We start from the raw sequence: 11,107 nt of genomic DNA on the forward strand, positions 1-11,107 counted from the left end.
TGTACTATTTCCTTACCCGAACTGTTAATAAATCCTAAACCCTCATCATTCATAACAAGAGCCCAAGCTGGGTGGTTTTCTCCAAATTTCTCTATTCTTTTATATTTTGGTTGTACTATTTCCTTCCCTGAACTATTAATAAATCCTAATCCCTCATCATTCATAACAAGAGCCCAATATGGGTGGTTCTCACCGAATTTTTCTATTCTTTTATATTTTGGTTGTACTATTTCCTTACCTGAAGTGTTAATAAAACCATAAAGGCCATTTTTCATAACCAAAGCCAAGCCAGGATGATAATCTCCATATATTCCTATTTCTTCATAACTATTTTGTCCAATAGTCGAAATAGTTAATAATAGTAAGGATAAAATCAGAAGCAAATTTTTCATAAATCATTGTTTAGTAATTGTCATATAACAAAACACAATATTAATTATTTTATTTCAGCATTTTAAACAAAAAAGACGATAACAAATTTCTGTAGTTTGTATTTAGTACCTTCAGGAAAACTCCATTTTCTTAAAGCCATTACTTAAAAAAAAGTAAGGAATAAATTTTTCATAACTACAGTTTTTATGCTTAATTAGTAAAAATAATCAAATGGGTTGGATACAATTTCCGGACAAATTATTCACCCGTAACGATTTAAAGAGTGTAGTCGCGTTTTTAATAAAAAAAACAAGAGTATAAATATTTCCAGCAGCAACAACTGCAACAGATCTTCCTTCGACTGTACTCGTCCCCCCAAACCCAGCAGCCCATTCAAATTGCGGTGCTCAAGCAAAAATGCAAGTAGTAATCAATAAAAAGCTTAAAAGAGAAATTAATTTTGTTTTCATAGCATTAATTTTAAAAATATCATTTCATTTCTTAATGTTTGCTTTTAAATCTTTGCTAAATTAAGGAAAAATAATAATATGTCAAATTATTATTTTGGTTTTTTACAATTATTAGGTTTTCCTTTGCACTATTTCGTAAATATTTTCAATTATAATCTTCTATGACGGTTAAAAACAAATTAAAATAAAATAAAAAGAGCTGATAATCCAAATACTATTGCGATTTTCAGGTCTTTTTCATCAGAAACCTAATTCTTGCGAAGACAGGAATCTCTTCAAAAAGTTAGCTAATCTACATGAGATTCCTGCCTTCGCAGGAATGATTGTGCAGTAGGGCATCAAACTTTCAACTTTATAAACACTCAACTTCATAAACTCTCTTCTTTGACGAACTTTCAACAAAAAAAAGTCTTCTAATTTTAGAAGACTTTTTAATAACTAAACTATTAATAACTCTACTTTTTATTGGTAAGAGTTAGAAGATGAAATTTATTTTTATTACTTAACTACTTTGTTTGAAGCTACAGATTTCCATACGTTTAAAGCACATTCATAAAGACTTAATATAGGTATCTAATTATTTGCCCGGCATCCACCATGATAAACCTGAAAAACACTCCACCAAATAGAATGAGGATTGCCGGAATGAATACAGGTATTCTTTTCCCGGCAAGTTCAATTATTTCAAGAATAGCTGGTAATACCATCCCAATTGCTACAACAAATATCCAGAACTGCACAGTATATTCACCACCAAGGAAAAGCTTTGCAGCTTCAACCTGTACTTCGGGGCCTGCCCTGAAACCCATAAATAGATGAGCAATAAGAAATAGTTCGATAATGATTAAAATTAAATCTATCTTACTAAACATTTTTCTTTCTGCGTGATCCTTTGACATCCACATAATTGTTGCAGCAGCAGTTGAAAGACCTGAAACAAGGAACAAAGGACCCAGTATTGATGTATTCCAAAGTGGACGTGCATTGAAGGCTGACAATAAGATTCCAGTATATACACCAAGAATGACAGAATAGAAAATGAGTACCCATGCATAAAGTATCCTATTTTTAACAATCCATGACTCCAAAACAACCAGCATTTTATAGTTCCATTCCCAATTCTGTTCACCATCAGTTTGCTTTATGGCCAGTTTCAGTATCCAAACATAAAGAGACTTATCGAACTTAACCACCGGAAATAGATCCTTAAGAAAAGTTGCTGTCCAAACCAAACTAAGCGGTGTTATTGCCATCAAGGTCCATGCACCCCATGACATAGGCGACTCAAGTTTAATAGTAGTGTATAGTTGCCAGAAAAATAACTTATGTTTCAGGTCAAGAAACAGGGCTACCAAACCAAGAATGATGATAAATGGTGCTAAAATGGATGCTGATTTCACAGCAGTTTTATATTCCTTTTCTTTTGCGGCTATGGTATATAGGGCAGAAAAGAATATTAAGCCGGCAGCTAATCCTCCTAAAAACAGATAAACTGGTATTTCCCAGTGCCACATATTCAGATAAGGATCAATACCCTCGTTCATTCTTCCACTAACAATTATTTCTTCTTTCATTGTTCGAAATTTTAATTTAATCTCTTTTTATTAGTAGAGATAAAAAATCTGTGGTTTGGTACCAATTTCCGGGGATAGCACTTTCCACCTACGTGTAGCAAGCAGTTTACTTACTTCATTATTCGGTTCATCAAGGTCGCCAAAATACATACACTTGGTTGGACATACTGAAACACAGAAGGGATCAAGGTCTTTTTCAAGCCGGTGTAAACAGAAGGTGCATTTATCAACATGTCCTTCAGGATGGGAGAATCTGGCATCGTAAGGACATGATTCAATACATGCACCACAACCAATACATTTTTCTTCTGTTACTATAACAATGCCACCTTTTTCGTAATGGCTAGCTCCGGTCGGACAACATCTTACACATGGAGAATTGCTACAATGGTTACAACGCTCCGATCGTATCTCAAGTGTAAGTTTTGGATATGTTCCATCTGTCAGTTCTACAATCCAGTCGCGCGCATATCCATGCGGTACATCATTTTCAGTCTGGCAGGCTACTACACAGTCGCAGCATCCTACACACTTTTTTGTATCTATTACCATCGCATATCTCATGACTCAACCTCCTCTTTAGTTCCGATATTCTTTTTAAAAGTCACAAAATTTCCACGTAAGCCTGTACCACCCATTAGTGGGTCAACTAGCACATTGGTTATTAATTCTGAATCGCTTGCTCCTTTTCCATAAGCCCGTGAAAGTTTCTTGTTACTGTGTCCGAAGCCGTGAATCATATACACTGAATCCGGTCTTATTCGTTCAGTTACCCTGACTTTAATAGGGAATGAAGAGACGACTCCATCCTGATTTTCCAGATAAACTTCATCGTTGTTGTTCATATCCCACTTCTTCGCAACTTTTGGATTAACCCAAAGCTTGTTTTCATTCATCATATCATTCAGATGCGGGTTGTTCGATGTACGACTGAAGGTATGCATTGGTGCACGACCATAATTCAGTCGGTAAAAGTTTTCTGGTGGTTCTGGATGTTCTGTGTAAACCGGTAGTGGATCAAACCCAGCCTCCTCAAGTTGTTTGGAATAGAGCTCTATCTTTCCTGAGGGTGTTTTAAACTGATAATCATCGTATCCATCAATATAGAGTTTCTTTTCATCTACACCCAGCTGCACTACTCCTTTTTTCTTCACCTCATCGAAGTCCATACCGATTTTATCAAGTTGCCATCTAAGTACATCTTCATATTCGCTAAAATTGAAGAATTCTCCAAGTCCCAGTTTTATAGCTAATCGCTGAGCAATCCACCATCCTGGTTTGGTTTGGTATTTCGGTCGTGCTGCAGGAACTCTTATAGCTAGTGTTGGAATCCTGTTTTGAGCAATTCGTATATCATCATGTCTTTCGATATAGGTACATTCTGGTAATATAACGTCAGCATATCCGGTTATTTCCATTGGCATTGTATCAACTACAACAAGGAAATCAAGATTATCAATTGCCTTTAAAGTTTTTTGTGTATCAGGCATCGTAAGAGGCAAATTAGAACCTACTACGATCCATGATTTTATCTGCTTTTCACTTGTATTCTCAGGTAATGTAGCATCAAGAATAACATTAGTAATGGAACTTTTCGCAAACTGGTATTTACCATCAGCCAAGTCTTTCCAATCCCAGGCAGGTTTAGGGTAAGCTGGTGCCGGATACGCCGGAAGTCCGGTCTTCTGCGGAAAATAGATCCCGCCTTTTCGTCCATAGGCACCTAATATAGCATTTAGAATGGCAACAGCCCTAAGTCTTTGCGTATCGTCACCATACCAAGTAACATGTCTTCCCGGATTAATAATAACTGCTGGAGCAGCATATGCCATCCTTCTGGCTGTTTCCCTGATTACGTCTGCTTCGATCTTGGTTTTATCGGCAGCCCATTCAGGTGTATAATCTTTGACATGAGCTTTCAACTCTTCGAATCCAATGGCATATTTCTCAAGATACTCTACATCGTATAGCTTTTCATCAATAATAACATGAATCCAAGCCAGGAGAAGTGCCAGATCTGTGGCGGGCTTAATTGGAAGCCAGAAGTCTGATTTACTTGCTGCTGTTGAAAACCTTGGGTCAACTGTGATGATTGTTGCCTTATTATCGATAGCATTCGACATTTCTTGTACCTGTCCGTTGTGCATGTTCTCACCCAGATGTGACCCAATAAGTACTAGGCACTTTGTATTATCAATATCAAGTGGTTCCGGTGACTTCAATGCCTTTCCAAAGGTAATATCGAACGCCTCTTCTCGTGGTCCTTTACATTGAGCATAGGCTGGTCCGGCAATGTTTTTTGTGCCAAAAGCCTTCATTAACTTATTAAAATGTTTACCACTGGAACCATGCTTAAAGAGTGCAATGCTTTCTGCACCGTGCTGCTCCTTAATCTTGGTAAACTTTTCGGCAATTACTGATAAGGCTTTGTCCCACGATACAGGTTTAAAATACTCATTTCCATTTTCTTTAACCCTTATCAATGGTCTTTTCAGTCTGTCTTTGTCATAATACATACCGAGACCACCTGTCCCACGTGGACAGAACCTTCCGTTGCTGTTTAAGTCTTTTTCATTACCGACGATTTTCCATACTCCGGAATCTTCTCTTGAATAGATCCAGCCAGCACAATTCCAAAAACAAATCTCACAGTAATTCGGATATCGCAGGTATCTGCTATTCTTTAGCTGTCGCCTCTCCTCTCTCGATTTATTGTCGAAAAGTGAATTTGCAGAGAAGGCTGAATTTGCAAAGAAAGCCGAAGTTGCAGTTAGAGATGTTATTTTAATGAATTTTCTTCTTTTCATACGGTCAGTAGTTTACTTTTCAGAAGCCGTATGGTACATACCAGAGCAAAGAGTTGTATTTTTTTTCAAGCTCCTACTTAGTAAGTTTCATACGCCATGTTATAAATTCGTTTGATTGTAGAATCTCAAATAAAAAAAACCAACAGAGAAGAATTCTTAGCTTATCTTATTGGTTTTTAGATTACGAATAGATTATTTGACTACCTTGTTTCCTTTTGCGAGCCATTCATAAACACCACCATCATAAACTTTAACGTTCTTATTACCAAGAATTGAAGTTAATGCCATATATACAACACCTGCTCTTACACTGGATGTACAATAAAGAATAATCTCTTTATTTGCCGTTATTCCTGCTTTGTTAAACATTGCTACGAGTTCTGCTTTTGGTTTTATTTTACCATCTATAGCTATAACATCTTCGAAATGAAAATTAACAGCATTAGGAATATGCCCTAATTTTTCTGTTTTGCCTTCAGAACCATTAAATTCAGCTACAGGTCGAACATCAATGAGCATAGCTTTTCCTACTTTTACGTCTGATAATGATGCAATAGCTGCCTTGTTCACTTTTGGAGTAAATGTAGCAGGTTTAACTTTAGATGGGTTTTTAGTTACAGGCTTGCGACCTTTTCTCCAACCATCAAAATTCCCATCAATTATTTTTACATTTTCTGCACCCATGTACTTCAGTATCCAGTAAATACGTCCAGCATACTTGTATGTTCCTTTGTCGTACAGAATAATCTGTTTTGATGTTGTTAATCCCTTCTCACCAAATATTTTAGCAAGCTCACCAGCTGGCTTTAACATGCTCTTCACCGGTTCGTTATTATAAAGGTCTTTGTGATAAATATTAACAGAATTAGTTATATGAACTTTTTGATAGCTTTCTGGTTTCACACATGCTACAATAACAGTATTTGCATCTTTAGTAAGTTTAGAAGCATCCTTAACTGAGATTACATCCTGAGCACTAATAAAGAAAGGCAGAATAAAAATTAGTGTTAACAAAAATATTTTAATTTTCATAATTTTTAATTTTAATAATTAGAATTTTACTTGAAGCTGAACTAAGATATCATCATTTTTAACCTCGGCACCTTTTTCGGAACGATAGCGATAGTTAAATTGCAACCTTGTCCAATCGTTAAACCAGTAATTAAAACCTGCTGTAATAATATTCTCCTCTGTATTCTCCAAATCCATATCATAATCAAAGGTCTCCCATTTAACTACAGGTTGGATATTCCAAGGAGTCATATATAATAACATTGCATAAGCACCATTGCGATTTTCGCCGAGTGCAACAGGGTCAGTACCACATCCACCGCCAGCTGCCGGATAATAGTCACCTTCATCAGCAATATATTCTGCCTGAAAAAGGAGGTCTCCTTTTTTTACTTGAATTTCAGCAGCATACGACTGTCGTGTATCGTCATTATTCACAGGCCAACCATACCGAAAGCTACCTCCAAATCTTAGGAACTCCAACGGTTTGAATGTAACACGACCTATGAAGTCCTTTTTGCTGTTGTTGTCTTCATTCAATAATCCTCTTCCATTCATGATGGCAAATTGGTATTTCATTATTGTTTTATTGCTTCCTCCCAGAATCATTAAACCCATATCGCGTTGTGGTGCAACTAGTTGATCGGAAACAGATGCCCGAAAGATTGTGTGCAAGCCAGAGCATGATGTATTAACTTCCTGTCCAAAAGGTTGTTTAAATGATCCAACAGATATTTTTGCCCATTCAAATCTTTTATACGAGATAAAAGCATCTAATAGATAGGGACTCCCTGTTCCACTTACAAATTTGCTATTTTCCATAACAATATAGTAAGAAAAATCGTAAGGAATATTTCCCGTTATACCAATTCTTGCCCTTTTAAACTTGAATGTGTTTTCGCCCGGATCGGTTAACCTATAATCATATTGCGGTTGAAAGAAACCGAAAAGTTTGGCTCCATCATCGTCACCTTCGGGCTCTTCACAACCCTGTGCCATTAACAATTGAGTTGCAGATACAAATAGAAATGTCAATAGCAGTTTAAATAAATTCTTCATATCAGGTATTTTCGTTTAAAAGGAAAAAAGGTACCCGAGAATCCGGGTACCATAATGTTTTTTATTGTACAATTGGTAAATCTTTTGGATTTGAGTCGAAACCCCATTGGTTCGTAACATCGTCCTCTGGTGTTCCCCATCCTGCATTTTCATTCCATAAACCATTCATTCCGAATTTCAAACTATATGCTTCGTAACCCAAAACACAAAGAAAAGCAGTGATTACTGCCGATGTTTGTCCTGTATAACAGTAAGTTATAACATCTTTTAAAGGGTCAAGTCCAAGAGCTGAATCATCACCAATCAATAATGGATTAATACGAACCGCACCATCAATATGGCCAAAGGCAGCATAGTGAGTTTCAGAAAAATAATTATTAATAAAAAAGCTTCCTGGTGCATCTAAAACATCCAAAGGTGTTTTACCTTTAAAACCATCGGCAACAACAGCTTCAACTCTCTCTTTTAAAATAGCTTCACCATCTTCGAGTGCGGAAGTAAATTCAGCGGCTTCGTAAGTCTGATTGGTAGGAGCTGCATCATAAGTCCAGTTTGCATGCCCATCAGCAATATTACCTACATTTCCATTCCAGGATCCAGCAGTGGCATCATTCCAACCACTCATTCCCCATTTAAGTGCTTGGGCATCATGATATCCGTACAAACGCAATAATGAAGTTGCGTAACATGCAGTTTGTCCGGTATAGCAAACAATTAACATTTTCTTATCAGCATTTGCAGCCTCAGTTAAAATATCAGCAAAAGGTACATTAATGGCACCTTCAATATATCCGGCAGCATAATCAGTTGCTGATCTGATATCAATAATGTAGTGTTCACTAAGAAATGCTGCTAGATCATCAGCAGCAGGAGCACCGGTAACAAATTTTGCATCATCGGCATTTTTAATTACATGGTTAAGATCCATGTCAGTACTAATAAGGTAATCCTTCAAAACCTGAACAGGATCAATCGGATCAACAGTTTCGTCTTCCTTACATCCTGTAAAAATAATTGCAGGAACAATCAAGAAAGCAATTAAGTAAAATGATAACTTTTTCATAATAAATTAATTTAATTAATAAGATTTAATAACTATAAATATATATATAATTGATGTTTAACATCCTCCATCATCTGAGTCACTACCTGTAGCCATCATCTTAGGACCTGATGTTACAACTTCATTCTTCTCTACCAAATCTGAATAAGCAGCTTTCCATGCATTTAGTCCACCCTCTACATTCATAACATTGGTATAGCCCATACTCTGCAAGGCACTTGCAGATAAAGCTCCCCTTTGTCCTTTCTTACAACATAAAATGATGAGTTCTTCTTTAAGTGGCATATATAACATCTCCTCTTCCCAGAAGCTCTCCTTGGCAATTCTAAATTCAACTAATCCTCTTGGAATATTAATTGCTCCAGGAATGTAGGCCTTGTCGTACTCATTCTTTTCCCTAACATCAATAATGAGGTACATTTCGGCAGTATCAATGATTGTTTTCAGGTCTTCAGGTGAAATCTGGGGAACATTTGTCTGGGCTTCCAATACCATTTCATCAACTGTCTTAATAACTTTCACTTCTTTGCATCCAACTGTACACATAATTAATACGCTTAGGATTATTAAACTGTAATAAATCGATTTTTTCATATCTCTAATTTTTAAGGTTTTATCAGAATTATTAGTTCCATCCTTTAAGTTAATATTTCTTTAATTTTCTCTTCAGCTTCTGTCAATGCCACTATCATAATATCTTTCAATTCGGTAGTAGCATCCGATTTTTTCTTCGAAACAAAGTTAAGTCCGAGATTGTTATGACTTAATGATACCTTATGTATTGCATTTGTGTCGAAATGTAACTTTGATATAGTTTCGGTATTTTGCATTTTTGTGATAAAAAACAATATTATGGCTGAGAAAATCAGAACAATCAAAAAATCTGTTATTGCAATACGCATCTTTTACATTTAAACTACCAAAAAACATCAATGCAAATATAGATATTCGCAATATTGTAGCTTAATTAATGCTTAAGTAATAAATCAAGAAGAAAACAAAAATGGAATAAATATTAGCTTGATTCCACAAATATAATTTTTTGATATAAATCAAAAGATTATTTGATTAATTTTGCATTTTATTATTTAAAATAAATATGATGAGTAATATAACTGCATTTAATAGTTGTTCTATTGAAAGTGGAAGTCATTGGTGTTTCGACAATTTAAGCTCTGACGAAAAGGCAATGATAGAAAAAACCAATGTTGTAATAAAATATAAAAAAGGAGAAATCTTTGCTAAGCAAGGAGCTTTTGCTTCTCATGTAATATTTTTAAAAGAAGGGCTGGCAAAAATTTTTCTCGAAGAAAACCAGAAAACCTTAATTCTAAAAATTATACCATCTGAGAATATTATTGGACTTACTTCACTTCTTGAAGGTAATACGGTTTTTCAATATTCTGCCCAAGCCTATCAAGATTCCATTGTCCATTTGGTTGATATTAATGTATTTAGAAAACTCATAAAAATGAATGCAAAATTTGCATCCTGCATTATCAATATCCTTACCGAAAATGCTATTCAGACTTATGGTCGTTTTTTCTGTCTTACACAAAAACAGTCCTACGGAAGATTTGCTGACATTCTTTGCTGCCTTTCAGAAAGAATTTACAAACAGAGAAAATTTCAATTATTGCTCTCACGAAAAGAACTTGCAGAACTTACCGGTCTTTCGGTGGAAAGTGTTTCACGAATGATAAAAGAGTTTAAGAACGATGGAATAATGAAATTTCAGGGGAAAGATGTTGAGATTACAGACTTCGTTGCTCTGAAAAGAATTAGTGTAATGGGATGATACAAAGATGCTTGTATTTTCTACTTTTATTCTGAATATCACAAAGTTTTAATTAAGTTTTGATTCAAGCTTAACCACTTGCTTTCACTTGAATTTGAAATAGAAATTCTGATTTTTGAAAACAAATCTCATTATTAATTTTTAATCCTAAAATTCATGAATAATTTTTGCAATGAAATATAAAACTTTGAAAAAGAACTATAAAAATAGTCTTCAAAAATTGAGAACTTTTAATATTACCAACTAAACAATTTATAACTCTTTATTGAAATGAAAGAGGAATAAAATCTAAATACTTAATTTTCAATCCTTTAATAAAGCTCAAATTTTCAGTTTTCGCTCAATACATTTATAATTAGACATAATTTATTTAGTTTTGTTTACGAGCTGAATTTACAATAATACTGAAACAAATAGCAATTGGTCTGTATGCCAAATGAGACCATTTATAAAATGGAACTTCAATCATTAACATTGGAAAAAGCACCATAATATAAATAACATATGTAAAATATGTGGGATATAGCATTCCATATATTCTGAACATATGAACTAATATTCCGGTGATTGTTGTTAGAAATAATAAGACTAAAAATGTCCAATTTGTTACATGATAAAGTTTACTTTTATCTTAATTTTTTTTCAAAAAGCCCAATCCTGGACCGCAACTTGAAATTTAACCTCACCTGCCGAATCTTTCCCAATTTCAATAAGTTCCGGGTATGTTTCTTTCCATTTCTTCCAACCACCTTTTATAACCATAACTACAGGATATTCAAGTAATTCTAACGATTTTGCAGCTAAAACAGATTTTTTACAATCATTACAATAAATATAAACTGGTAGCCTCCTATTCGAAATTATATCAGAAAATTCTAATATGCCTCGTGGAATATTCACTGAACCCGGAATATGTCCTTCAATATAAACTTCAGGCTGACGACAATCAACAA

The 11,107-nt window shown here is 34.8% G+C and carries 11 protein-coding genes; 1 reads left to right on the forward strand and 10 read right to left on the reverse strand.

Going from position 1 to position 11,107, the window contains the following annotated elements; genetic code table 11:
- The 9 genes from HN894_00800 to HN894_00840 all read right to left on the reverse strand — a co-directional run.
- A partial coding sequence (locus HN894_00800) for a WG repeat-containing protein (GenBank protein ID MBT7141844.1) occupies positions 1-392 on the reverse strand: 392 nt, incomplete at its 3' end.
- 1,010 nt (positions 393-1,402) lie between these two features.
- Positions 1,403-2,416, reverse strand: a complete 1,014-nt coding sequence (gene nrfD / locus HN894_00805; GenBank protein ID MBT7141845.1) for a polysulfide reductase NrfD — start codon at positions 2,414-2,416, stop codon at positions 1,403-1,405.
- Between the two features lie 30 nt (positions 2,417-2,446).
- Positions 2,447-2,980, reverse strand: coding sequence for a 4Fe-4S dicluster domain-containing protein (locus HN894_00810; protein MBT7141846.1), 534 nt, complete (start codon positions 2,978-2,980; stop codon positions 2,447-2,449).
- On the reverse strand, positions 2,977-5,223 hold the full coding sequence (locus HN894_00815; protein MBT7141847.1) for a molybdopterin-dependent oxidoreductase: 2,247 nt from the start codon (positions 5,221-5,223) through the stop codon (positions 2,977-2,979). The genes HN894_00810 and HN894_00815 overlap by 4 nt, the downstream gene beginning before the upstream one ends.
- 192 nt (positions 5,224-5,415) lie before the next feature.
- Positions 5,416-6,255, reverse strand: a complete 840-nt coding sequence (locus HN894_00820) for a sulfurtransferase (protein ID MBT7141848.1) — start codon at positions 6,253-6,255, stop codon at positions 5,416-5,418.
- Positions 6,256-6,273: 18 nt separating this feature from the next.
- Positions 6,274-7,293 (reverse strand): hypothetical protein, encoded by a 1,020-nt coding sequence (locus HN894_00825; protein MBT7141849.1) that lies wholly within the window; start codon positions 7,291-7,293, stop codon positions 6,274-6,276.
- Positions 7,294-7,354: 61 nt separating this feature from the next.
- A complete protein-coding gene (locus tag HN894_00830; protein MBT7141850.1) occupies positions 7,355-8,356 on the reverse strand; it encodes a hypothetical protein in 1,002 nt (333 codons plus the stop codon).
- A gap of 57 nt (positions 8,357-8,413) precedes the next feature.
- Positions 8,414-8,950, reverse strand: coding sequence for a rhodanese-like domain-containing protein (locus HN894_00835; protein ID MBT7141851.1), 537 nt, complete (start codon positions 8,948-8,950; stop codon positions 8,414-8,416).
- A gap of 44 nt (positions 8,951-8,994) precedes the next feature.
- A complete protein-coding gene (locus HN894_00840) occupies positions 8,995-9,258 on the reverse strand; it encodes a hypothetical protein (protein MBT7141852.1) in 264 nt (87 codons plus the stop codon).
- 197 nt (positions 9,259-9,455) lie between these two features.
- On the opposite strand from HN894_00840, the gene HN894_00845 reads away from it, so the two are divergent.
- Positions 9,456-10,154, forward strand: a complete 699-nt coding sequence (locus HN894_00845; protein MBT7141853.1) for a Crp/Fnr family transcriptional regulator — start codon at positions 9,456-9,458, stop codon at positions 10,152-10,154.
- A gap of 642 nt (positions 10,155-10,796) precedes the next feature.
- Here the strand turns inward: HN894_00845 and HN894_00850 are convergent.
- Positions 10,797-11,107 (reverse strand): rhodanese-like domain-containing protein (locus HN894_00850; GenBank protein MBT7141854.1); only part of this gene is annotated, 311 nt, incomplete at its 5' end.

The organism is Bacteroidota bacterium (assembly GCA_018692315.1).
Taxonomy (GTDB): domain Bacteria; phylum Bacteroidota; class Bacteroidia; order Bacteroidales; family JABHKC01; genus JABHKC01.

Bases quoted from the DNA above. Each gene is read 5' to 3' on its own strand.
- nrfD (MBT7141845.1), bottom strand. From the start codon at position 2,416: ATGAAAGAAGAAATAATTGTTAGTGGAAGAATGAACGAGGGTATTGAT.
- HN894_00810 (MBT7141846.1), bottom strand. From the start codon at position 2,980: ATGAGATATGCGATGGTAATAGATACAAAAAAGTGTGTAGGATGCTGC.
- HN894_00815 (MBT7141847.1), bottom strand. From the start codon at position 5,223: ATGAAAAGAAGAAAATTCATTAAAATAACATCTCTAACTGCAACTTCG.
- HN894_00820 (MBT7141848.1), bottom strand. From the start codon at position 6,255: ATGAAAATTAAAATATTTTTGTTAACACTAATTTTTATTCTGCCTTTC.
- HN894_00825 (MBT7141849.1), bottom strand. From the start codon at position 7,293: ATGAAGAATTTATTTAAACTGCTATTGACATTTCTATTTGTATCTGCA.
- HN894_00830 (MBT7141850.1), bottom strand. From the start codon at position 8,356: ATGAAAAAGTTATCATTTTACTTAATTGCTTTCTTGATTGTTCCTGCA.
- HN894_00835 (MBT7141851.1), bottom strand. From the start codon at position 8,950: ATGAAAAAATCGATTTATTACAGTTTAATAATCCTAAGCGTATTAATT.
- HN894_00840 (MBT7141852.1), bottom strand. From the start codon at position 9,258: ATGCGTATTGCAATAACAGATTTTTTGATTGTTCTGATTTTCTCAGCC.
- HN894_00845 (MBT7141853.1), top strand. From the start codon at position 9,456: ATGATGAGTAATATAACTGCATTTAATAGTTGTTCTATTGAAAGTGGA.